Source organism: Pectobacterium zantedeschiae (assembly GCF_004137795.1).
GTDB lineage: Bacteria > Pseudomonadota > Gammaproteobacteria > Enterobacterales > Enterobacteriaceae > Pectobacterium > Pectobacterium zantedeschiae.
Genome location: NZ_NWTM01000005.1, coordinates 138,525 through 160,347, shown reverse-complemented (window position 1 = coordinate 160,347; position 21,823 = coordinate 138,525). Strand labels below are relative to the sequence as shown.

Sequence of the window (21,823 nt, the reverse complement as noted above, 5' to 3'; positions counted from 1 at the left end):
GCTTTTATCACGACATTTATCTGAGTGGTGATAATGATTATCGTTAGTGTTTTGTTTATGGTAAGTTGCGGTGAATGGGTTTGATCCCGCTAACTGATTTTTCCTTACAAAACATACGGCTTTATCACTATGTCTTTAGCTAACCGCACAACGTCTTCAGCCTATCGGCTGTTCAACTTACGTTTAGAGAGTAAGACGCTGCTCTCGCCTTCATTAGCGCGCTGTGTGTTCATCGGCCCGGAAGTGCGCCAGATGAAACTGGACGCGCCGGATCAGCGCATCAAGCTGCTGTTCGCCAGCGAAAGCGGGGAACTGACGCCCATGGCCGTCAGCGACACCTGGTATCAAGACTATCTGGCGCTGCCGCGTGAACGTCGTCCGATTCTGCGCACCTACACACTGCGTTCCGTCTCCCGTGAGTTACAGCAGGCAACGATCGACTTTGTGCTGCACGGTGATACTGGGCCTGCCTCAAGCTGGGCTAACCATGCTAAGCCGGGCGATGCGCTACAGATTGTTGCACCTAATGCGGAGGCTGATGGTGACAGCGGCGGCTATGAATGGGCACCGCACGATGGCGTTGAGCAGGTGTTGCTGATTGCGGATGAAACGGCGCTGCCAGCAGCAATGGGGATTCTTGAACAACTGGCGAATCAGCCTTCTCCGCCGTTGGTACAGGCCTTTTTTGAAGTGCCAAAAGCCGCGGACTGCGTGACGCCGGGCGATTTCTCTTTTGCGCAGATTCACTGGCTGCCGCGTGAGGAAACCCACAGCACAATATGGGGTGGCCGCCTGTTGGCTGCGGTACAGCAAGACGTGAAAATCCCCACTAGCGCCTGTACCAATCGTGATGAAATTGTACAGGAGACGCCGGAAGACGAGCTACTCTGGGAGCGTGCAACGGCGCACCGTCCGTTCTATGCCTGGGTCGCGGGAGAATCCTCTGCCATCAAACGACTACGACGCTATCTGCTCGACGAGCGTCACCTCGATAAAGAGACGATCAACTTTATGGCTTACTGGTCGCATCGCTAAGAGAAAACGTCAGGAGGGATATTCCCTCCTGCGTCTATTTCCCCATCATCTCCGCTAACTGCTGTTCATCCGGCAGCCCGACCACCTGCTGTAGCTCATCTTTATCGTTCAGGTAATAGATGGCTGGCGTGACATTTGCACCCAGTTCATCCATTAGCCGCTGATTAAGCTGGATTTTATTCCAGATGTCGCGTGATGAGGTTTCGGGGAACGGCGGCACCGTTTTGCCGTTCGATAGCTCATACTCATGCCAGGCTTTGGCCGGATCGCTGGCGGCAAGAATCGCCGCGGCATAACGCCCGCTTTCTGGTTTGATGACGCCGACCAGCAGCGTTTGCAGTTGTACTTTTCCTGCTTTCACCCATGGCTGTGCCTGCTGCCAGAACTGTTTGCAGTACGGGCAGAACGGATCGGCGAAGACGATGATTTTACGCGGTGCATCCTTCGAACCTTCGGTAATAAATGACGCTTGCTGTAATTTCTGCCACATCTCCCGACCCGCAGGAACATACACTTCCTGCTGAATCAGCGCTTCACTCAGATTTTTGCCATTTTCGTCATACATATAGCCCGAAATAGCATGCTTACCGTCAGGTGTTAAGTAGATGGTCACCCCCACGCCCTGATAGCTTCCCAGCCAGCCTTGCACTCCGCCGGGCGCAGTGAACGGCTTAATGATCGTAATACCCTGTTTTTCGATGCTTTTTACTGCTTCTGGCAGGACATCTTGCGCCAGTGAGGATGCAGAAAGCGTTAATAAAGTGAGTGTGAGGAAGACGCGTTTTATCATAGTGCTACACCTGTATCGTGGATCATTGCCTGCCGGATAGGGTAGCGGAAGGTAATCGGCTGAGGGAGCTTATTTACGCTTTCTGAATCAGTGCCAGATTGTGAGCTGTCGTTATGCGATCTGGCTGAAGAGAGTGGTTGGGTAGGGTCAGGCTCTGCCGTATATTATACCGAGCGTAATGAGGACTGATTGCCTGCTATCTTGCATCATTCTCGTAGAGAATGATGCTTTTTGTGTTTTTTCCCTGCTGGAGTGATGAATTACCGTGACGTTGACCGAATCGCTGATTGCTTTTACGTTTGCCGCGACGATATTAACCCTGACGCCGGGTTTGGACACGGCCTTGATTTTACGCACCGCGACCGTTGAAGGTAGTAAGAAAGCTTTCCATGCCGCGTTTGGTATTCAAGTCGGCTGCCTGATTTGGGGCGCGATGGTGGCGTTTGGTCTGGGAACGCTGATTGCGGCGTCGGAGCTGGCTTATAACATCCTGAAATGGTGCGGTGCAGCGTATCTCTGCTGGCTGGGTTTGCAAATGCTCCTGAAGCCCAGAACCGAGCTGGTGATGGCGGCGTCACAAGATGTACCGAAGCATCAGAACTGGTTTCTCCGTGGCATGTTGGGTAACGTACTCAATCCGAAAATCGGCGTGTTCTATGTTTCATTCCTGCCGCAGTTTATCCCTGCCGGCCATTCGGTCGTGCTGTGGACTTACCTGCTCGTTCTTATTCATGTCGTTATCGGCACGCTGTGGTCGTCTACGCTGATTGCTGCTACGCGCCCACTCTCGCGTTTTCTACGGCGCGGCTCGGTCGTGAAATGGATGGACCGAACGACGGGCGTTCTCTTTCTGGCATTCGCCGCGCGTCTGGCTTTGTCCCGGCGGTAGGACGGCCTTAGCATCGATATTATCGATAAACGCCCCGTACCTCAGAGCCTGCCGAACAGTAGCGAGATGAGCGTGAGGATCTCTTTACTGAGCAGTTGCCCTTTCTCTTCGGCCAACAGATAGAGCGGTGTGGTACGCCTTTCCCCTTGCTGTAACGGCAGTATTTGTAGTTCGCCCCGCGTAATGTGTTCTGCAATTCGTGCTTCCGGCAGCCAGCCGTAGCCCACTTGATGCAAAACGGCCTGTGTAGCGGCTTCAAACGTGGTGAATGTCCAACTCTCGGCAGAGGAAGGCTGCGTATGCGGCGTCGTGCGCGTCACAATCTCTACACAAGGATAGCGAGACAGAGCCTCATGGCTTAACGGTGTAGGGAGTGTGAAAAGTGGGTGGTGGCAGTGGGCAACAGCGATGAAATCAACGTTCATCAGCCATTGTCCGGCGATGTCGTCGAGTTCACGCTGTGTGATGACGTAAATATCCGCATCGCGTGCCTTCAACTGTTTCGGTGTTTCATTACGCAGCACCTCGGTCAAGTGGATACGTGTGGCAGGATGCTGTTTTTGAAAGGCGCTGAGCAGGTGAAATAGGCGATCTTTGGGGAAGGTGCTGTCAACCACCAGGTTGATGCTGGACTGTTCACCCATTTTCAGAGAATGGGCGCGGGCTTCCAGCCCATGAAAAGAACGTATTACGGGTCGCACCTGTGCTAGCAGGCTTTCACCCTCTGATGTGAGCTCGGCTTTGCGTCCGTGGATCGTGAGTAGCGTGATGCCCAATCGCTCTTGCAGCAGAGAGAGCTGGTAGCTGACCGAAGACTGGCTGCGATGAAGCGCATTTGCCGCCTGTGTATAGCCGCCCAAATCAATAACCGCCTGAAGGATTTCCCACTGTTCCAGTGTCGTCTTTGCCAGCATCTTAGATATATCTAAATATTGAATGATTTTCCCTGAAAAATAGCGTTATTCATCGAATTAATAAAGCTCTAGAGTGAATTTACACATTTCAGGAGAAATATCATGCCTTCATTCAATCAACACGATCTGAGCCATTTTGTAGGGAAACATTTGATATATACCTACGATAATGGCTGGAATTACGAACTGTATGTCAAAAATGCCAACACGATAGACTACCGTATTCATAGCGGTATCGTGGGTAACCGTTGGGTTAAGGATCAGCTGGTTTATATCGTGCAGGTTGCCCGTGAGGTGTATAAGATTTCATGGACAGAACCGACGGGAACAGACGTCAGCCTGATTGCGAATATTGCCGATAAGCTCTTCCATGGCACTATCTTCTTCCCGCGTTGGATCATCAATAATCCAGAGAAAACGGTGTGCTTCCAGAACGAACATATTGCTGAAATGGAAGCGTATCGTGAAGCAGGCCCCGCGTACCCCACCGAAGTCATCGATGAATTCGCCACTATTACGTTCATCCGCGACTGTGGCGAGAACAACAACGAGGTCATCAACTGCCCTGCCAGCGAATTGCCTGCGGATTTCCCTGCTTACCTGAAAAAATAAATACCGAAAGGCGGCACGGCACCCGTGACGCCTGATTCGCTATTGCACAACGCTGATTAATGCTCCGGCCAGAACGGTTCGCCTAGCGTAAGCATCAGTCGGTTGGCCCAGGAGAAGAAGGCGGCTGACTGCACAACATCGACAATTTCCAGCGTATCCAATCCCTGTTCTTGCAGCTGTTTCACGTCGTTCGCGTTGACCTGCGCGGGCGTGGCGGAAAGGCGTGCCGAAAAGTCGATAATCGCCTGCCAGCGTGGGCTTTGGCCTATGCTCAAATCGCCGCCAGGAACGACATCCAGAAGCCGCTGCACGTCGCGGTCCTGCTTGGAAAGTTGGCTGGCTTTACGCGCATGCACAGAAGCGCAATAGATGCAGCCGTTGACCTTGCTGGTGACGGCGGCAATCAGTTCGCGCTCTTTGCGCGGTAGACCGCCAGAGGTATAAAAAATCCCTTTATCTGTCAGTGTGCGCTGTTCCAGCACCGGCAAGTTGCGCCCTAATAGACGAAAATAGTCGGAATCGGTGTGGCCGAAGCGCGCCAGAATCGCCTGCTCGTCGGCATTGAATTCTGCCAGCGGCTTGGGGGCAACCCACGGTTCCCAGCCTAGCTCCGCCTGAGTAAACGCCTGCGGTGCGGACTTGCCGCTGTGTGTTTGCGGCTGGGTATGCCATTGACCAGCGACGGCAGCCTGTGAATGAGGCTGGCTAACGCGATGACCCGCAATAAGGCGATAGCCGCGCAGCAAACGGCTTTGAAAATTCACGAATGCGATGAGCTGTGAAAGCGTCACGATATCGCCTACCGACCAGCCTGCCTGCTCCAGCGCTTTGACGTGTGTGGGGGCCGCTTGCACGGGCGTTTTCGTCAGGCGTTCAGCGTGATCCAGCGCGAGCTGTAGCGCGGGTGTTAGCGTAGGCTCTGGGAAGTCCGCCAGTCGCTCGGTATAAAAATGCTGTAGCTGTTCATCCTGCTGCCAGCCACTGATTTTTGTCGCAAACCAGAAACGCAGTGATAACGGTAATGTCGCGTCGTCATGTACTGCGGCATTAAACAGCGCGTCATAGCTGCCCTGAGTGTGGCGGGTTGCCGCCTCACGGGTTTTTCTGGCTGCGGCCAGGGTAGAATCCGGGCTGATTTCGGCCAGTGCATCCAATACGTCATGGGTGTGTAAGGTGTTAGCGTGCGTCATGCAATCTCCTGCCCAAGTGGGCTTTTCTGTTTGACGGTGGGCTTCCAGCCCAAAGCGGGTGCAACCTGAGTGGCAATCAGCTCAAGTGAACGGAGGATCAGCACATGTGGCGGATCGATAGAATGCACCTGGAATGTCACATCGGTTGCCCGCTCCAGTGAGCTGTCTGCCCGAAGCGACGCCGTGACGTCCTGTGCGGTGCCGACATGGCTGTCGAAGGAGGCGATCAGTGCTTCTATCGAGTCGTGAGGGATCGCGCGGAATGTACCGGAACGGGCGGCTGAACGATTAAGCCCTTTTTCTGCCAGGCTCAGCGCCAGTTGACGATCGTCGGCAACGAAAACGCTACGTGAGCTCAGGATACGCGGTGCGACGCCAGCAGGCAGTGCAGCCAGATAGGCGTCGATCATCGGATTTTGCAAGTCCGCCAGCGTGGCGTCTGGGAAATGTTCCGGGCGTGGCTGGGTACGAGAGAGCATCAGGCCATCGCCCGCTTTGCCTGCTCGTTCTGCACCCTCGATGGAAAATGTGGCCTGCCAGACGCGCTTATCTAAATGCGGAGCAGCAGGATAGAGCTGATTACCGTCTTCGCTCAGTGCCTCTCCTCGCCACGCGGCGCGCAGTTTCTCCAGATAGCGCCCGAGGATTTGTCCGCGTTGCGCGCTGTCATGGCCAAACGCAGCAAATGAGGACGGCGTACCGCCGGAACCTACGCCGACTTCCAGCCTGCCGTTGCTGAGTAAATCGAGCACGGCGGTATCTTCCGCCACGCGCAGTGGCTCTTCCATCGGCAGCGTAATGACGCCAGTACCGAGTTGGATGCGCTGGGTGCGGGCGGCGACCAGCGCCAGAAACACCAGCGGTGAAGGCAGCCCGCCTTCATCAGCGTGAAAGTGGTGCTGCGCGACCCAGGCGCTGTCGAACCCTAACTGTTCTGCTTTGACGATCTGTTCCGTTGCCAGTCGGTAACGCTGCTGGGCGGAAACGTCATCCAGCAACCGTGTGAAAAATCCCAGACGTTTCGTTGCCATTTTACAGTCCTTGGTTTAGTGCGAATGTAGATTCAGCATGAATTTGAGGTTGGTGTGAACGGGCAAAAGCCGGGTGTTGCTGCCCGGGAATAGCCTCGATGAGTTCTCGGGTATAGCGATGCTCGGGATGAGCGAAGATGTGTTCCACTGGACCAGATTCGAGCTGCTTGCCGTGATACAGCACGGAAACGGTATCGGCGATCTGGCGGACTACCGCCAAATCGTGCGAGATGAACACGTACGTTAGCCCCAGAGATTCCTGTAGCTCAGTCAGCAAACGCAGAATCTGTGCCTGCACCGTGACATCCAGTGCGGAAACGGCTTCGTCCAATACCAACACCTGCGGTTCCAGCACCAATGCTCGGGCGATAGCGACGCGTTGGCGCTGGCCGCCGGATAGCTCACGCGGCTTGCGTGACAGCAGCGCAACTGGCAGGGCGACACGTTCGAACATCTCATGAATTTTTCGCTCCCGCTGTGCGGCGGTATGGCGATTAAAATTGCGTAGCGGCTCTTCGACGATGTCGTACAACCGCTGCGAGGGATCGAGTGAGCCAAAGGGGTTTTGATACACCAACTGAATTTTCTGCCGGAACTGGCGCAGCGCTTCACCTTTCAGATGAGTGATGTCCGTACCGTCGATCAGAATGCGTCCTGCGCTGGGATGATGGAACCCGAGCAGGCTGCGTGCTGTAGTAGTTTTACCTGAGCCAGATTCGCCAACAATGGCGTGCGTTGTGCCGCGAGCCACGCTGAAAGAGACGTCATCCACCGCGCGAAAATGCTCGCCTTTACGGCCAGATAGAGGAAAGGTCTGCACCAGATTTTCGACCGAGACAATAATATCGGATGTATGGCTGCGTGGTGGACGAGGCGTCGGGTTTAGCGACGGAACATTCGCCAGCAGCGTGCGAGCATAGTGGCTTGAGGGCGCGCTTAGCACGTCAAGCGTTGGACCTTGCTCTTGAATGTAGCCGTTCTGAAAGACCAGCAGACGATCGGCACGCTCTGCGGCTACGCCCAGATCGTGGGTGACAAATAGCACCGCTGTGCCATTTTCGCGCCGTAACTCATCAAGCAGGTCGAGAATACGTTTCTGCACCGTGACATCCAGCGCGCTGGTGGGCTCATCGGCAATAATCAGTGCGGGTTTTAGCGCAATGGCAATCGCTATTAACACGCGCTGTTTCATGCCGCCTGAGAGTTCGTGCGGATACTGTTTTGCCCGTAGTTCCGGCTGATTCAGGCCAACGCGCTCCAGCAGCGCCAGCGTTTTCTGGCGGGTAGTCTGGCGATCTTCCCGCTGATGAATACGCAGAATTTCATCTACCTGCTCACCAATGGTCTGTACCGGATTCAGAGAACTGGTGGGATCTTGGGGGATCAGGCTGATCTGCGCACCGCGCACGCTGTCTAGTCGCTTCTGCGACCAGCCGCTAATATCTACGCCGTTTAGCCGAATGGCGCCGCGTGTGAGTCTACCGTTCTCGGCGAGTAAGCCGATGACGGCCTGTGCAGTGGTGGTTTTACCTGAACCGGATTCCCCCACCAGCGCGACGACTTCACCGGGCTGAATATGGAAAGAGACACCTTCCACGACGGTCTGTTCGCGATCGTCGCTGCGGTAGGCAATCGTAACATTCTCCAGAGCCAGTACGGGTACCACCGCACTGGTTTGTAAGCTCGCTGACAGGCTCATCGTTCTGTTCTCCTGATTGATTGGCTGATACGGTTGGCGGACAGCACAACGAGTACGACAATCAGGCCGGGGAACGTGGTTAGCCACCAGGCGGTAGCGATGTAGTTGCGGCCTTCGGCGATGAGCAGTCCCCATTCCGGCGTGGGCGGTGGTGCGCCGTAACCGAGGAAGCTGAGCGTGGAGATCGCCAGAATCGCGCTGCCGAATTGCAGGGCGGCGAAAGCGAAAACGGTGGTTAATGAATTCGGTAAAATGTGTCGCCACAGCACGCTGAAAAAGGTGCCGCCGCTGCCATAGGCGGCTTCGACATAGTCGCTGTGGCGCACGCGCAATACCTCGGAACGCACCAGTCGGGTAAAGCTGGCGACGGAGGTGACGCCCACGGCAATCGCGGCGTTGACCGTGCCGAAGCCCAGCAGAATGATGACGCTCAGCGCCAGCAGTAGACCGGGGATGGCCAGCAATACGTCAATGCTGCGCATGACGACGCTATCCAGCCAGCCGCCAACGGCACCAGCCAAGAGACCGAACAGGCTGCCGAGCACCAAACCCAGCCCGACAGCGATAACCGCACCAGACAACGAGTGCACTGCGCCGTAAACGATGCGCGCATAGAGGTCGCGTCCTAACTGATCGGTACCGAGCCAGTAGTCTGCGTCAGGTGCCAGCCGCTGGGCACCTGCTATGCCTTCCGTTGGGCTGTAGCCGGTAAACCAGCCGGGAAACAGTGCCCAAAGTGCGACAGTCAGCATCACCAGCCAGGCCAGTAGTAGCCCTGGCTGAAAGGCGTAGCGACGCAGAAGCGGTCGCTTGCGCAGAAGAGGAAAGGTGATTTTTTCCAGTTGAACGGTAGTCATAGCGTGGCTCCTGGCGTTCTTTTCAGGCGCGGATCGAGGAGGGGATAGAGCAGGTCGACGGCCAGATTGACGACGACAAAGGCGGCGGCGGAGATCAGCACAATGGCCTGTAGCACACTGCTGTCCTGATAGTTCACGGCTTCCTGCGTTAGCTGGCCAAGTCCGTTACGGCCAAAGACGGTTTCAGTAATCAGCGCGCCTGCAATCAGTTCGCCCAACAGTAAACCGGCGATGGTCAGCGTGGGCAGCATCGCGTTGCGGGCGATATGTCGCCAGAGCACGCCGCTGCGGCTGGCACCTTTTGCGCGGGCGACGGCGACAAAAGGTTGGGTTTGCACCTGATCGATGCTGCGCATCAGCACTTGAGCTAACGGGGCAGAAATGGGTAACGCCAGTGTGAGAACCGGCAAAATCAGTCCTTCCCATTCGCCGGGGTTAATCACCGGAATCAGCCCCAGACGGAAAGAGAAGATCTGAATCAGTACGATACCCAGCCAGAATGTTGGTACAGAAATGAATAGTGACGGCAGCGATTGCAGTGTGGTTCGCAGCCACTGAAACGGCGTCAGCGTTGATAAGAACGCGAGGGCAAACGCTAATAGACCCGCTGCGATGAATCCCAGCACCGCGAGCAGCAGCGTAGGGGGAAGATTCGCCGCAATAAGCTCGGTGACTGGCACGCCCGCCTGAATAGACAGGCCAAGATCGCCATGCAGTATTTGCGTTATGGCATGAAAGTATTGCGTGAGTACTGGCGTATCGGCACCGTAGGACAAACGCAACTGCGCGATCTGCTCGGCACTTAGGCCGAGCTCTGGGTTTTGAAATTTGATCAGTACAGCATCACCCGGCATCGCCTGAAGCAGGATAAAAGACAGGGTGAATGCTGCCCACAGCACGAGCAGTGCCTGACCGATGCGCAGTGCCAGATATCGGTTCATAATGATCTCCTCCCTTCTCTTCTGTGTTACTTATCCAGCCAGGTGTTGTAAAAGCTGGGGCGACCAACGGCTTCAAACGCGATGCCTTTTGTTGTGGGGGCGCCAGCAAACACCTGCGGTTCTTCAAAAATGGGGATGACGTAGGCCTGATCGATCAGGTAGCCCTGTACTTCTCCCACCAGCGTCAGCCGCTTGCTGCGGTCGGTTTCTGCGGCGATGCCATCCAGCAGCGTATTCAGATGCGGGTCAACAAAGTCCTTCACCTTGTCGCTGGAGCCACCTTTTTGCAGCAGAACGTTGCGTACAGTCGGGTAATACTGGCTTTTCAGCACATCTGGATCGGCGCGTCCGACCATTGCTGGTGCCACACCGGTTTTTAGCGGATCGAGGCTATCCACGGTTTTACTGCCCGCATCTCCCGCTAGCACATTCAGCTTCACGCCGACTTTTGCCCATTGCTGAGAAACGAGTTGCAGAGTTTCTTTGTTCTGCGGCTGCGGCAGCGATTCATAGGCGGTCAATTCCAGCGTTTTGCCATCTTTTTGCCGTAATCCTTGTGGGCCGGTTTTCCAGCCTGCTTCATCTAGCAGCTTGTTAGCCTGTGCGGGATCAAACGTCAGCTTGTTGGAGAGGTCGACATAGCCTGCGGCAGTTTTGGCCAGCGGTGAGGTTGCCTGTGGATAGTTTTCAGAGAACAGCGTATCAATGATCTCTTTGGTGTTGGTGGCGTGTAGCAGCGCCTTACGCACGCGGATATCCGCTACCAGTGGGTTATCCGGGCGGAAAACCACGCTATTATTGACGCCGCGCGTAGGCGGTGCATAAAGGCTGAAACCCTGACTTTGTACCCGCTTTTCATCGTAGGCTTGAATCTGACGAATGAAGTCAGCCTGACCAGAGACCAACGCGCCGATACGCACGCTGTCTTCTGGGGTGACCAGATAGGTAATGCCATCCAGATAGGCACGCCCCTGATGCTTTGATTTAACCGGAGCCCAGTTGTAATCCTTACGGGCCGTCAGCTTCAGTTCGCGTCCCAGCTTCTCGCTGCTCACCACGAATGGGCCGGAGCCAATAATGTTTTTAGCATTGCCTAACTGATTGAAATTGCGTCCAAGCGTACTGAGAGAAACCAAACCAGAACCGATCGCTGAGGTGCCTTGCAAGAAGCCCGGTGAAGGCTTCTTAAAATAAAATTTCACCGTCAACGGATCGATAACTTCACTACGCAGGTAATTGTTGATGACTTCCGAAACTGGCTGGTTGAGCGCAGTGTTCCCTAGACCATAAGTATCGAAGTTTTTCGCTACCGCGTTGGCATCCAGCGGTGTGCCATCAGAGAAGCTGACGCCGGGGCGAATTTTGAAGGTGTATTCGGTGTTATCCGCGTTGATGGTCCAGGATTCTGCAACCCACGGTTCGATTTCCAGCGTTTCTGGATTTTGATACGTCAGCTTATCGGTAATTTGGTTAAGAATGCCGCCGTTCGGGTAAAAACCGCCCGCTGGCGTATAGAGATTGGTGTGCGCCTGCTGTTCCAGATAAACCAGCGTACCGCCGATTTTCGGTGCGTCGTTCGCCGCTTGTACGCTCACCGCACCGCCCAGAAGGAGCAGCGAGGCAAAAATAGTGAGTTTCTGATGAGGATGCAAAAAAGTCGCCACGATGATTGTCCCTACATGTGATGGTTTTTATTAAATTTATTGGTTTATCAGGTGAATACGCGGATCGATTACGTCCTGAAACGGGGAGGTAAAGCAGGAAACGTTAACCGTTCGTTACAGCCGATACTTCCATAGGCGGTAGGAAACAGCAAAGAACAATACCGGTATTGGTTATCCAGTTTTGGGTAGAAAGAAAGGGAATAACGTTAATGTATTGGGACATATTTATGCGGGGTAAATATATTTATAGTGCTTTTTGAGCTGACCTCTTAAGATCGAAAAAATTTAACGTTTTTCTATTCAAATTAAGAAATTTTTTATTATGCACTTATGCTTTCGACTTGTGCTGGGCACGGCAACATTATTGATGCTTTCAGGGTGTGGTGCATTATCAAATATGTCTATTGATGAATCTGATGCTGATGTGTTGCGGCTTGCTTGCTATCAAAATTTAACTGCTGAGGTCGATCGTCTGGCCGTTCCTTATCTTAAACAAAAAGCGATACCGGGTCTTGTCGTCGGGGTGTTAACTGCTGACGGAACCATGCGTAGTTGGGGATATGGTTTTACAGATAGCCATCACCGTTACCCTATTACGGGAGATACCCTTTTTGCCGTTGGGTCGGTGAGTAAAGGGTTTATGGCGGAAACCACGGGTATTCTGGTGAAGAGGGGGATATTGCGCTGGGAAAATACGCTCGAAGAACTCCTACCTACTCAGGTTGTTTTAAGTGATAGCGCAAAAAAGATCACGTTACTACAGCTGGTTACCCACACGTCGGGCTTACCTCGTCAGATGATGGATATGCAGATGCTGGGGCTTTTTGCCGAGTATCTCTTTACCGGAAATAATTTCTATACGCAATTGGATGACGATCGGGTATTGAATTATCTGGCTGACTTTACAGCGCCGCCCAATCCTACGCCCATGTATTCTAATCTTGGCTATGCCATTCTGGGGTATGTCTTACAGTTGAAAACGGGGGAATCCATTGATCAGTTGGTGAATGAAACCATTATCGAGCCGCTAAGACTGGAAAACACCAGTTTTACCCCACAGAAATTAACGCGTTTTTCTTATAGAGCGATTGGCCATGCTGGCGATCAACCTAAATTTATTATGCGTGGTAAGCCGATACCTGACTGGCACTTTTCTTCCAATATGGTAGGTGCCGCCAGTTTGTACACCAGTGCTAACGATCTGTTGAAATTTGCCCGTGCGCATATTTATCCGACAGGTTATTACGCGCTGGACGAAGCCATAAACGATTCGATGAAGACGTATTACAACCGTACCAAACAGGCTGCCAATATTGCTTGGATCACCGATGAGATAGGTACACAACATATTACCTATCAGGTGGGATACATTGGTGGTTATTCAAGTTATATCGGGTTAGATCGCCACAACCGCATTGCCGTAGTCGTACTGCAAAACAGCTTCAATTGGGACAATAACCTCGGACATACACTGATCTCGCGTATTGGTCAGGCAATGCATTATCAAGGTGTGTGTAAAGTTTAAAAAATCGCTGCCACCCGCACGTCTCCAGCAACGTAGCAAACATCGTTGCTGGAGTGTGAAGGGCGTTTTGAACGTAAACGCTTATAACAATAATAGTGTCATGGCCTACTTCAAAACCTGCGGATTCACGCAGTTTTCTTTTACCTGACCGCTCAGGGCGGCAATCAGATTATCGACGGCACAGGCGGCCATATCGTAGCGCGTTTCGTGCGTGGCAGAACCGATATGTGGCAGCGCCACGACGTTAGGTAAATCCAGCAGTGGAGAATCGACAGGCAACGGCTCTTTGACAAAAACATCCAGGCCTGCGCCCTGAATTGTCCCTTTCACTAATGCTTCCGTTAGCGCGTCTTCATCCACGACGGCACCACGACCGATATTGATCAAAATAGCGCTGGGCTTCATTTTTGCCAGCTGTTCACGGCCAATGAGATGGTGTGTTTCTGCCGTCAGCGGCAGTGTGATACAGAGGAAATCAGATTCGGCTAATAATGTATCGAGATCGCTGTAGCGGGCATTAAAGCGTTCTTCCGCTTCAGAGTGATGGCGGCGTGCGTTGTACAGTACCGGCATGCTGAAACCAAAATGGGCACGCTGTGCGACGGCCAGACCGATGCGCCCCATGCCCAGAATACCGATGGTTTTATGGTGAACATCGGTGCCAAACCAGTCGCTGCCGACACCTTCTTTCCATTCGCCTGCTTTGACCCGCTCAGCCACTTCCACGACCCGACGAGCGCTGGCGAGCATCAGTGCCAGAACCGTATCCGCCACCGTTTCCGTTAGCACGGTCGGGGTATGCATGAGAATCACCCCTTTTTCATTTAGCGCGTCGACGTTAAAGGTGTCGTAACCGACAGAAATGGTGGAAGCCGCGCGTAAACGCGGGGCGTGTTGCAGGAAATCTTTATCGACTTTGCCGCCGGAACCAATAATGCCTTCGGCGGCTGCCAGAGCGGGATGGTCGAGAGCGGGAAAGGCGTCAAGTTCAGTGACGGTGAAGTGTTGGTCTAAACGAGCACGCAGATCGTCAGCCACTTTTTTATACAGGATAACGCTAGGTTTCATCACAAACTCCAGCAGATTAAGGAAGTTAACGTAGAAATAGCTCATCAAATAATCGCGTAGCTGGCGAGAGACTGCAAGCAATACTGCCCCTGCATCTGCCCAAGGTTAACCACGATGAATAGGGAGTTTGCACGATTGTTGTGGTGAACGATCGCGACAGCCCGTTCACCTCCGCGTGCAAATGCCCCGCAACGCGACGGGAATGACATTTTTCATGATGGCTTGATTAATATATTTCCTTTGTGATTACTATCACTCATTTTTTGATAAAGCAATGACTACAAAAAACCGATAATGCTATTTACGGGGATGTTTTTTGACATGGTGATGTTTTAGACATTGGTAGTGTTAATGGGGGCAAAAATGCATTTTTTTACCAGGATTATGAGTAACTTCAAGGTTTCTCATAAGCTGTATGGCGGTTTCGGTATCGTCCTGTTGTTGGTAATGATCGCGTCTGGTGTTGGTGCTGTACGTTTTTTCATCATTCACGATCTGTATGTTAAAACGACAATTTTGAATGAAATGAATCATTATCTCGATCAGTCAAAAATGGCGAGAGTAAAGTATTCATTCACCTTTGCGGATGACAATATCAAGAACCTTAATACCTACATTAGTCAGGCAAATCAGCAAAAAGAAAAAGCGAAAGCGCTAACGTGGGAAGAAATTTATCTCTCTGATTTTAGTAATCTTGATCAGGATTTTGTGAATTATGATACCGACCTGAATAGCATGAAATCCGCCGCAAACGCGGTGATCGAGACGGCAAAGAAAATCAGCCAGATGAATGCCGCTGATGCACTAACGGCATTTATGACCAACTTCCCCATCGGCGCAGATGAAAATGCGTTGTCTATGCAGAAGGAATCCCTCTCGCTGCTGTTTCTGAAACTGGTCAACAGTACCTACACCTTACAAAGAGAGAATAGCGAAGCCGCGTTTAATGCACAGAAACAGGTCTATGCCGAATCGAAGACATCCTATGATGCGCTGGCATCGTCGGTCAGTGGCGATCGCCGTCGCGTAGTCGATTCGTTTTGGCAGGCATTTGAGAATTATCATCAAACGGCAGAACAGTATTACGGGCGGTTGGGGCAGTTAAAAACCACAGATGTGAAGTTCCGGGCAACTGGGGACAAAATGACGAGCGACATCGGCAGTATTCTGCAAAAGCTCGGCGCGAAGAATGATGACATTATCAATAGCTCTGTACTGCAAACACTGGTTTTAGGGGCGATTGCCATCGTCTTCGGTCTACTGATCGCCTGGTCTGTCACGCGACAAATTACCCGACCCATTATCACCAACCTGAAATTGGCGGAACGGATCGCTGGTGGCGATCTCTCTGCGAATATCACGGTGGAACGGCATGATGAGCTGGGGCAATTAACGGCGGCCATGATGGTGATGACGGAGAAATTACGTCATTTAATGACGGATATTCGTCAGAGCGTATATAGCGTTGAGAGTGCGTCCGCTGATATTGCATCGGGCAATAATGATTTGTCATCGCGTACCGAACAGCAATCGGCGGCGATTGTAGAAACGGCGGCCAGTATGGAAGAGTTAACGGCTACCGTGAAGAACAACGCCGAAAATGCGCGGCATGCCAGCCAGATTGCCGGAGAAGCCTCCACCAATGCCAACCGCGGCGGGGATATTATTAATCGCGTGATTAATACCATGAGCGATATTTCAGGGAGTTCGAAGAAGATCTCTGATATCACGACAGTGATTAATAGCATCGCCTTCCAGACCAATATTCTGGCATTGAATGCGGCCGTGGAAGCGGCACGAGCCGGTGAGCAAGGGCGGGGATTTGCAGTGGTCGCCAGTGAAGTTCGTAGTCTTGCTCAGCGCAGTTCTCAGGCGGCAAAAGAGATCGAAAGCCTGATCTCTGAATCGGCTTCTCGCGTGGATGCAGGGGCTGAACTGGTTTCTCGGGCGGGAACGACCATGGATGACATTGTGGCTTCCGTGAACCGTGTGAATGACATCATGGGAGAAATCTCCTCAGCATCGGATGAGCAGAGTCGCGGTATTGCACAAATTGGTAGTGCGGTGGCTGAAATGGATACGACTATCCAGCAGAACGCCTCGATGGTGAGTGAATCTTCGGCTGCGGCAAACTCGTTGCAAGAACAAGCGTCGAAGTTGGCAAAACTGATGTCGGTTTTCCGCATATCCGATAAGGATGTTGCGGGGCTGGCAAGTCTGCAAGGTTTGAACAGCAGTAATCCAAATTCGGGTAATAAGGCGACGGCTCGTCTGCCGACGCTAGCGTCGCGGGATAACGGGAACGATAACTGGACAACGTTTTGACATCCCGTTGAGCCGATAGCTCAGAGGTGATCCATTTAACCAGAGGGAGCGGTATTTACTGCTCCCTCACTCGTTAGCCCACTGCATGATCAGCGCGGTAGCTTGTGTATCCTGATTGACGTTTTCCTCAACAACGACAAAACCCTGTTTATGGTAGAACCGGCAGGCGCGCGTATTCAGTTGGTACACTTCCAGGCTGAGTAAAGGGAACTGTGCTTGAACATGTTGGATTAGCGCTGCGCCAATCTGTTTGCCGTAATAGGTTTGTTCCACAAACAGCGCACCGATAAACCGTCCTTCCAGCACGCTGATAAAGCCGATAAGACTTCCTTGCTCTTCATAAACCCAGGTTTGTGATTGAGGGATATAGACTTCACGCACCACAGTGGCACTTTCTTGCCAGTAATCTTCACGAATGAAGGGATGCGCGAGAATGGTGCTTTTTAACCAGAGCTGCATCAATGGTGCAAGATCGAGGCCGCGGTAAGGGCGGATCATGATGTGCTTTCCTGATGACAAAAACAGTCAGTGACATGGTCGTTGACCAATCCTCCTGCCTGCATGAAAGCATAACAGATGGTCGAACCGATAAATTTGAAGCCGCGTTTCTTCAGGGCTTTCGACATGGCATCTGAAACGTCCGTTTTGGCAGGGACGTCTGCAAGTGAAGCGGGGTGATTGAGACGCGGCTGGTGTTCGACAAAAGACCAAATGAAGTGCGAGAAACTCTCTCCCTGACTTTCCATCGCCACCCACACTTTTGCGTTGGTAATGATCGCCTCGATTTTCCCTCGATGGCGGATAATACCGCTGTCCTGCACTAACCGATCCACGTCATCCTGCGTCATTTTCGCCACCTGCTCAGGATGAAACTGGTGGAAGCAACGGCGATAGTTTTCGCGTTTTTTCAGGACAGTTATCCAGGAAAGGCCCGCCTGCTGGCCCTCCAGACACAGTAGCTCAAACAGTTTCTGGCTATCAGTACAGGGTTTCCCCCACTCGTTATCGTGGTAATCCTGATATAAGGTGTCTTGAGTAACCCAGCCGCAGCGTTGCATACCTTTCTCCTGATTCGGTTGTGCCGTTAGTGTTTGCGTACCGTTCATGGTAAGGCGGTCTGTCGCAATGTGGTCGATCATGGCATTTACGGTGCTGTATATGCAACCAGCATTTTGCGAACGTGCTCGCAGATATGAAAGGTCGTGTGCGGATGGGGCAGAAAGTCGTCGTGGAATCGTGAATAATGTTTTGCCAACAGCTCAAGGCTGTTTATTAGCTCAAGGCTGTTCATTGATCATAAGAAAAGCATAAACAGGGGAACAGGGAATGGCAGTGGAGTGGATAGCAGCCTATTTGGCATTAGGCGCGGTAGTGGGGTTTATGGCGGGGTTATTGGGCATCGGCGGCGGCGGCATTATGGTGCCGGTGCTGACGGCGCTGTTTGCCGCACAGGGGGTAGATAATACGCATTTGGTGCATATGGCGTTGGGAACGTCAATGGCGGCGATTGTCGTCACGGCAATTTCCAGCCTGCGTACCCACCATCAGCATCAGGCGGTGCTGTGGTCTGTGGTGGTGCGGATTACGCCTGCCATCCTGCTCGGGACATTCGCTGCTACCTGGCTGGCGACGCTGTTGCCGACGCGGACGCTGGCAATCTTTTTTTCCTGCTTTATGGCCTACGTTTCGCTGCAAATGGTGTTGAATATCAAGCCAAAACCGCAGCGCCAGTTGCCGGGCACGGCAGGCATTTCGTTCGCAGGGCTGGTGATCGGCAGTATTTCGGCGCTCGTGGCCATCGGCGGTGGATCGCTCACGGTGCCGTTCCTGACATGGTGTAACGTACGTATTCAGCAGGCGATTGGCACGTCGGCGGCAGTTGGGCTACCTATTGCCCTTTCCGGTGCGCTGGGCTACATGATCAACGGCTGGTCGACGAACGGACTGCCTGATTACAGCGTCGGCTATGTTTCTCTCCCTGCTGTTCTCTTGATTTCTGCCGTCAGCTTCTTCACTGCGCCTGTCGGTGCGCGTCTGGCGCACCGTCTGCCTGTTGCCACGCTGAAAAAGGCCTTTGCGGCATTGTTACTGCTGCTGAGCCTGAAGATGTTGCAGACCGTTTTTTCCGGATGATCTCGGAATTTGAAAGATGATGACGGGGATTTGCACTTGTTACCGCATTCTGGCTGTATATCTTGCGGTCAGAGGGTATACTGGCGCATTCCTTATAAATCCACTTGTATCGCACGCGAATCCAACATGCAAAAGTTTGATACCAAGACCTTCCAGGGCCTGATCCTGACGTTACAGGATTATTGGGCTCGCCAGGGCTGCACCATTGTTCAACCATTGGACATGGAAGTCGGCGCAGGCACTTCACATCCTATGACCTGCCTGCGGGCACTGGGGCCGGAGCCAATGGCTGCCGCCTATGTGCAGCCCTCCCGTCGTCCGACCGATGGGCGCTACGGCGAAAACCCGAACCGCTTACAGCACTATTACCAGTTTCAAGTCGTCATTAAGCCATCACCGGAGAATATTCAGGAGCTGTATCTCGGCTCTCTGAAAGAGCTGGGCATGGATCCGACCATTCACGATATTCGCTTCGTGGAAGACAACTGGGAAAACCCGACGCTGGGCGCCTGGGGTTTGGGCTGGGAAGTCTGGTTGAATGGTATGGAAGTCACGCAGTTCACCTACTTCCAGCAGGTTGGCGGTTTGGAATGTAAACCCGTAACTGGTGAGATCACCTACGGCCTGGAACGTCTGGCGATGTACATTCAGGGCGTTGATAGCGTTTACGATTTGGTCTGGAGCGATGGCCCGTTAGGTAAAACCACCTACGGTGACGTGTTCCATCAAAACGAAGTCGAGCAATCGACCTACAACTTTGAACACGCTGATGTCGATTTCCTGTTCAGCTGTTTCGAGCAATATGAGAAAGAAGCGCAGCACCTGCTGGCGCTGGAAAAACCGCTGCCTTTACCGGCTTACGAACGCATTTTGAAAGCGGCGCACAGCTTTAACCTGTTGGATGCGCGTAAAGCGATCTCGGTTACCGAGCGTCAGCGCTACATTCTGCGTATTCGTACCCTGACAAAAGCGGTTGCGGAAGCCTATTACGCCTCTCGTGAGGCTCTGGGTTTCCCGATGTGTAATAAGAAAGAGAGCTAAGAGGCAGCCATGACTGACAAGACTTTTCTGGTGGAAATTGGCACGGAAGAGCTGCCGCCGAAGGCTCTCCGTAATCTGGCAGAATCTTTTGCCGCTAATTTCACGGCGGAGCTGGATGCCGCCAATCTGGCGCACGGGGACGTAAGCTGGTTTGCCGCGCCGCGCCGTCTGGCGCTGAAAGTGGCACGCTTAAGCGCTTCTCAGCCCGATCGTGAGGTAGAAAAACGGGGTCCGGCGATTTCTCAAGCATTTGATGCCGAAGGGAAACCAACCAAAGCGGCAGAGGGCTGGGCGCGCGGCTGTGGTATTACCGTTGAGCAAGCTGAACGCCTGACAACCGACAAAGGCGAGTGGCTGCTGTATCGCGCCCACGCTAAAGGTGAACAGGCGCAGGTGCTGTTGGCTGGCATGGTAAGCACCGCACTATCAAAACTGCCTATCCCAAAACTGATGCGCTGGAGCGATAAAGAAACGCAGTTCGTTCGTCCGGTACATACCGTAACCATGTTACTGGGTGACGAATTGATCCCCGGTCAGGTATTGGGTATTCATTCTGCTCGTACTATTCGCGGTCACCGCTTTATGGGTGAAGCTGAATTCACGATCGACAACGCCGAACAGTACCCGCAAATTCTGCTGGAGCGCGGTAAAGTTGTCGCTGACTATGATGCGCGTAAAGCTAAAATCAAAGCTGATGCGGAAGAAGCTGCACGTAAGATTGGCGGCAATGCCGATCTGAGCGACAGCCTGCTGGAAGAAGTTACCTCGCTGGTGGAATGGCCGGTGGTACTGACCGCGAAGTTTGAAGAAAAATTCCTCGCTGTGCCGTCCGAAGCGCTGGTTTACACCATGAAAGGTGACCAGAAGTATTTCCCGGTTTATGACAACAGTGGCAATTTGCTGCCGAACTTCATCTTTGTCGCCAATATCGAATCCAAAGATCCACAGCAGATTATCTCCGGTAACGAAAAAGTGGTGCGCCCGCGCTTAGCTGACGCCGAGTTCTTCTTCAATACTGACCGTAAGAAGCGCCTGGAAGATCACCTGCCGCGTCTGGAAACCGTTTTGTTCCAGCAGCAGTTGGGTTCATTGCGTGATAAAACCGACCGTATTCAGGCGCTTGCAGGCTGGGTGGCTGGTCAGATTGGTGCCGATGTGAATCACGCGACGCGTGCTGGTTTGCTGTCCAAATGTGACCTGATGACCAACATGGTGTTTGAATTCACTGACACGCAGGGCGTGATGGGGATGCACTATGCACGTCACGATGGCGAGGCTGAAGATGTTGCCGTTGCGCTGAATGAGCAGTATCAGCCGCGTTTTGCAGGTGATGAACTGCCGTCTTCTGCCGTGGCTTGTGCGCTGGCGATTGCTGACAAAATGGACTCGCTGGCAGGGATTTTTGGCATCGGCCAACATCCTAAAGGCGATAAAGACCCGTTTGCACTGCGTCGTGCTGCCCTCGGTGTGCTGCGCATTATCGTCGAGAAGCGCCTGCCGCTCGATTTGCAGACGCTGACCGAAGAAGCGGTACGTCTGTATGGCTCCAAGCTGACTAACGCCAAGGTAGTGGATGACGTGATTGAGTTTATGCTCGGTCGTTTCCGCGCCTGGTATCAGGAAGAAGGTCACAGCGTGGATACCATTCAGGCGGTATTGGCGCGTCGTCCAACTCGTCCCGCTGATTTCGATGCCCGCGTGAAAGCGGTCAGCCACTTCCGTTCGCTGGATGCAGCAGCGGCGCTGGCAGCGGCTAACAAGCGTGTTTCCAACATTCTGGCGAAGTCTACTGACACGTTGAATGAGAGCGTCAATGCTGCCGTATTGAAAGACGCGGCGGAAATTACGCTGGCAACGCACCTTGTCGTGCTGCGTGACAAACTGACGCCGCTGTTTGCTGAGGGTCGTTATCAGGAAGCGTTGGTTGAACTGGCCTCACTGCGTGAACCTGTCGATGCATTCTTCGATCAGGTAATGGTCATGGCGGAAGATGAGCAGGTTCGAGTGAACCGCCTGACGCTGTTGAGCCAACTGCGTGAACTGTTCTTGCAGGTTGCGGATATTTCCGTGCTGCAATAACGACAATAGCGTTACGTAATCTTTCCCCGG

19 protein-coding genes are annotated in these 21,823 nt (G+C 53.0%); 8 read left to right on the top strand and 11 right to left on the bottom strand.

All coding sequences use genetic code 11. From position 1 onward, the window contains the following. Positions 1 to 129: 129 nt before the first annotated feature. On the top strand, positions 130 to 1,035 hold the full coding sequence (locus tag CLR69_RS20595; RefSeq protein ID WP_129713074.1) for a siderophore-interacting protein: 906 nt from the start codon (positions 130 to 132) through the stop codon (positions 1,033 to 1,035). Between the two features lie 34 nt (positions 1,036 to 1,069). Here the strand turns inward: CLR69_RS20595 and dsbG are convergent, their stop codons facing one another. Beyond that, positions 1,070 to 1,825 carry a thiol:disulfide interchange protein DsbG gene (gene dsbG / locus CLR69_RS20590; protein WP_129709330.1) on the bottom strand — a complete coding sequence of 252 codons (756 nt, stop codon included), beginning with the start codon at positions 1,823 to 1,825 and terminating at the stop codon, positions 1,070 to 1,072. 265 nt (positions 1,826 to 2,090) lie between these two features. On the opposite strand from dsbG, the gene CLR69_RS20585 reads away from it, so the two are divergent. Beyond that, positions 2,091 to 2,714: a LysE family translocator gene (locus CLR69_RS20585; RefSeq protein WP_129709327.1), complete on the top strand. Its 624-nt coding sequence runs from the start codon at positions 2,091 to 2,093 to the stop codon at positions 2,712 to 2,714. Positions 2,715 to 2,755: 41 nt separating this feature from the next. On the opposite strand, the gene CLR69_RS20580 is transcribed toward CLR69_RS20585, so the two are convergent. After that, a complete protein-coding gene (locus CLR69_RS20580) occupies positions 2,756 to 3,628 on the bottom strand; it encodes a LysR family transcriptional regulator (protein WP_129713075.1) in 873 nt (290 codons plus the stop codon). Positions 3,629 to 3,730: 102 nt separating this feature from the next. Between CLR69_RS20580 and CLR69_RS20575 the strand changes: the two genes are divergently transcribed. After that, positions 3,731 to 4,240: a phenolic acid decarboxylase gene (locus tag CLR69_RS20575; RefSeq protein ID WP_129713076.1), complete on the top strand. Its 510-nt coding sequence runs from the start codon at positions 3,731 to 3,733 to the stop codon at positions 4,238 to 4,240. Between the two features lie 56 nt (positions 4,241 to 4,296). Here CLR69_RS20575 and CLR69_RS20570 read toward each other — a convergent pair whose 3' ends face one another. The 6 genes from CLR69_RS20570 to CLR69_RS20545 are packed head-to-tail and all read right to left on the bottom strand — an operon-like array spanning position 4,297 to position 11,622. Then, positions 4,297 to 5,430: an alkylhydroperoxidase domain protein gene (locus tag CLR69_RS20570; RefSeq protein ID WP_129713077.1), complete on the bottom strand. Its 1,134-nt coding sequence runs from the start codon at positions 5,428 to 5,430 to the stop codon at positions 4,297 to 4,299. Beyond that, on the bottom strand, positions 5,427 to 6,461 hold the full coding sequence (locus tag CLR69_RS20565; protein ID WP_129713078.1) for a putative FMN-dependent luciferase-like monooxygenase: 1,035 nt from the start codon (positions 6,459 to 6,461) through the stop codon (positions 5,427 to 5,429). The genes CLR69_RS20570 and CLR69_RS20565 overlap by 4 nt, the downstream gene beginning before the upstream one ends. A gap of 1 nt (position 6,462) precedes the next feature. After that, positions 6,463 to 8,160 carry a dipeptide ABC transporter ATP-binding protein gene (locus CLR69_RS20560; RefSeq protein ID WP_129713079.1) on the bottom strand — a complete coding sequence of 566 codons (1,698 nt, stop codon included), beginning with the start codon at positions 8,158 to 8,160 and terminating at the stop codon, positions 6,463 to 6,465. After that, positions 8,157 to 9,017 carry an ABC transporter permease gene (locus tag CLR69_RS20555; protein WP_129713080.1) on the bottom strand — a complete coding sequence of 287 codons (861 nt, stop codon included), beginning with the start codon at positions 9,015 to 9,017 and terminating at the stop codon, positions 8,157 to 8,159. Before CLR69_RS20555 ends, CLR69_RS20560 begins: the two co-directional genes overlap by 4 nt. Then, a complete protein-coding gene (locus tag CLR69_RS20550; protein WP_129713081.1) occupies positions 9,014 to 9,958 on the bottom strand; it encodes an ABC transporter permease in 945 nt (314 codons plus the stop codon). Before CLR69_RS20550 ends, CLR69_RS20555 begins: the two co-directional genes overlap by 4 nt. Before the next feature lie 26 nt (positions 9,959 to 9,984). Beyond that, positions 9,985 to 11,622: a TIGR04028 family ABC transporter substrate-binding protein gene (locus CLR69_RS20545; RefSeq protein WP_129713082.1), complete on the bottom strand. Its 1,638-nt coding sequence runs from the start codon at positions 11,620 to 11,622 to the stop codon at positions 9,985 to 9,987. Positions 11,623 to 11,944: 322 nt separating this feature from the next. Between CLR69_RS20545 and CLR69_RS20540 the strand changes: the two genes are divergently transcribed. Further along, positions 11,945 to 13,147 carry a serine hydrolase domain-containing protein gene (locus CLR69_RS20540; RefSeq protein WP_129713083.1) on the top strand — a complete coding sequence of 401 codons (1,203 nt, stop codon included), beginning with the start codon at positions 11,945 to 11,947 and terminating at the stop codon, positions 13,145 to 13,147. A 105-nt stretch (positions 13,148 to 13,252) separates the two neighbouring features. Here CLR69_RS20540 and ghrB read toward each other — a convergent pair whose 3' ends face one another. Further along, positions 13,253 to 14,215, bottom strand: coding sequence for a glyoxylate/hydroxypyruvate reductase GhrB (ghrB, locus tag CLR69_RS20535; protein ID WP_129713155.1), 963 nt, complete (start codon positions 14,213 to 14,215; stop codon positions 13,253 to 13,255). Positions 14,216 to 14,578: 363 nt separating this feature from the next. Between ghrB and CLR69_RS20530 the strand changes: the two genes are divergently transcribed. Continuing rightward, the gene (locus CLR69_RS20530; RefSeq protein ID WP_129713084.1) at positions 14,579 to 16,540 is read left to right on the top strand and encodes a methyl-accepting chemotaxis protein; all 1,962 of its coding nucleotides are present in this window, start codon (positions 14,579 to 14,581) and stop codon (positions 16,538 to 16,540) included. A gap of 66 nt (positions 16,541 to 16,606) precedes the next feature. On the opposite strand, the gene CLR69_RS20525 is transcribed toward CLR69_RS20530, so the two are convergent. Together CLR69_RS20525 and CLR69_RS20520 are read right to left on the bottom strand one after the other, a co-directional pair. Next, entirely contained in the window at positions 16,607 to 17,038 is a 432-nt protein-coding gene (locus tag CLR69_RS20525) for an N-acetyltransferase (RefSeq protein WP_129713085.1), read from the bottom strand. Beyond that, positions 17,035 to 17,598, bottom strand: coding sequence for a DNA-3-methyladenine glycosylase I (locus tag CLR69_RS20520; protein WP_129709506.1), 564 nt, complete (start codon positions 17,596 to 17,598; stop codon positions 17,035 to 17,037). Before CLR69_RS20520 ends, CLR69_RS20525 begins: the two co-directional genes overlap by 4 nt. Positions 17,599 to 17,866: 268 nt before the next feature. Here CLR69_RS20520 and CLR69_RS20515 point away from each other — a divergent pair, with 268 nt between their 5' ends. From CLR69_RS20515 to glyS, 3 genes are all read left to right on the top strand, one after another. Next, positions 17,867 to 18,673, top strand: a complete 807-nt coding sequence (locus CLR69_RS20515) for a sulfite exporter TauE/SafE family protein (protein ID WP_129713086.1) — start codon at positions 17,867 to 17,869, stop codon at positions 18,671 to 18,673. Positions 18,674 to 18,799: 126 nt separating this feature from the next. After that, positions 18,800 to 19,714, top strand: a complete 915-nt coding sequence (gene glyQ, locus CLR69_RS20510) for a glycine--tRNA ligase subunit alpha (RefSeq protein WP_010296573.1) — start codon at positions 18,800 to 18,802, stop codon at positions 19,712 to 19,714. Positions 19,715 to 19,723: 9 nt separating this feature from the next. Further along, positions 19,724 to 21,793 (top strand): glycine--tRNA ligase subunit beta, encoded by a 2,070-nt coding sequence (gene glyS, locus CLR69_RS20505; RefSeq protein ID WP_129713087.1) that lies wholly within the window; start codon positions 19,724 to 19,726, stop codon positions 21,791 to 21,793. Positions 21,794 to 21,823: the final 30 nt, after the last annotated feature.

What these genes read in the sequence shown, in the direction of transcription:
- CLR69_RS20595 (WP_129713074.1), top strand. Translation starts at nt 130, where the DNA reads ATGTCTTTAGCTAACCGCACAACGTCTTCAGCCTATCGGCTGTTCAAC.
- dsbG (WP_129709330.1), bottom strand. Translation starts at nt 1,825, where the DNA reads ATGATAAAACGCGTCTTCCTCACACTCACTTTATTAACGCTTTCTGCA.
- CLR69_RS20580 (WP_129713075.1), bottom strand. Translation starts at nt 3,628, where the DNA reads ATGCTGGCAAAGACGACACTGGAACAGTGGGAAATCCTTCAGGCGGTT.
- CLR69_RS20575 (WP_129713076.1), top strand. Translation starts at nt 3,731, where the DNA reads ATGCCTTCATTCAATCAACACGATCTGAGCCATTTTGTAGGGAAACAT.
- CLR69_RS20570 (WP_129713077.1), bottom strand. Translation starts at nt 5,430, where the DNA reads ATGACGCACGCTAACACCTTACACACCCATGACGTATTGGATGCACTG.
- CLR69_RS20565 (WP_129713078.1), bottom strand. Translation starts at nt 6,461, where the DNA reads ATGGCAACGAAACGTCTGGGATTTTTCACACGGTTGCTGGATGACGTT.
- CLR69_RS20560 (WP_129713079.1), bottom strand. Translation starts at nt 8,160, where the DNA reads ATGAGCCTGTCAGCGAGCTTACAAACCAGTGCGGTGGTACCCGTACTG.
- CLR69_RS20555 (WP_129713080.1), bottom strand. Translation starts at nt 9,017, where the DNA reads ATGACTACCGTTCAACTGGAAAAAATCACCTTTCCTCTTCTGCGCAAG.
- CLR69_RS20550 (WP_129713081.1), bottom strand. Translation starts at nt 9,958, where the DNA reads ATGAACCGATATCTGGCACTGCGCATCGGTCAGGCACTGCTCGTGCTG.
- CLR69_RS20540 (WP_129713083.1), top strand. Translation starts at nt 11,945, where the DNA reads ATGCACTTATGCTTTCGACTTGTGCTGGGCACGGCAACATTATTGATG.
- ghrB (WP_129713155.1), bottom strand. Translation starts at nt 14,215, where the DNA reads ATGAAACCTAGCGTTATCCTGTATAAAAAAGTGGCTGACGATCTGCGT.
- CLR69_RS20530 (WP_129713084.1), top strand. Translation starts at nt 14,579, where the DNA reads ATGCATTTTTTTACCAGGATTATGAGTAACTTCAAGGTTTCTCATAAG.
- CLR69_RS20525 (WP_129713085.1), bottom strand. Translation starts at nt 17,038, where the DNA reads ATGATCCGCCCTTACCGCGGCCTCGATCTTGCACCATTGATGCAGCTC.
- CLR69_RS20520 (WP_129709506.1), bottom strand. Translation starts at nt 17,598, where the DNA reads ATGCAACGCTGCGGCTGGGTTACTCAAGACACCTTATATCAGGATTAC.
- CLR69_RS20515 (WP_129713086.1), top strand. Translation starts at nt 17,867, where the DNA reads ATGGCAGTGGAGTGGATAGCAGCCTATTTGGCATTAGGCGCGGTAGTG.
- glyQ (WP_010296573.1), top strand. Translation starts at nt 18,800, where the DNA reads ATGCAAAAGTTTGATACCAAGACCTTCCAGGGCCTGATCCTGACGTTA.
- glyS (WP_129713087.1), top strand. Translation starts at nt 19,724, where the DNA reads ATGACTGACAAGACTTTTCTGGTGGAAATTGGCACGGAAGAGCTGCCG.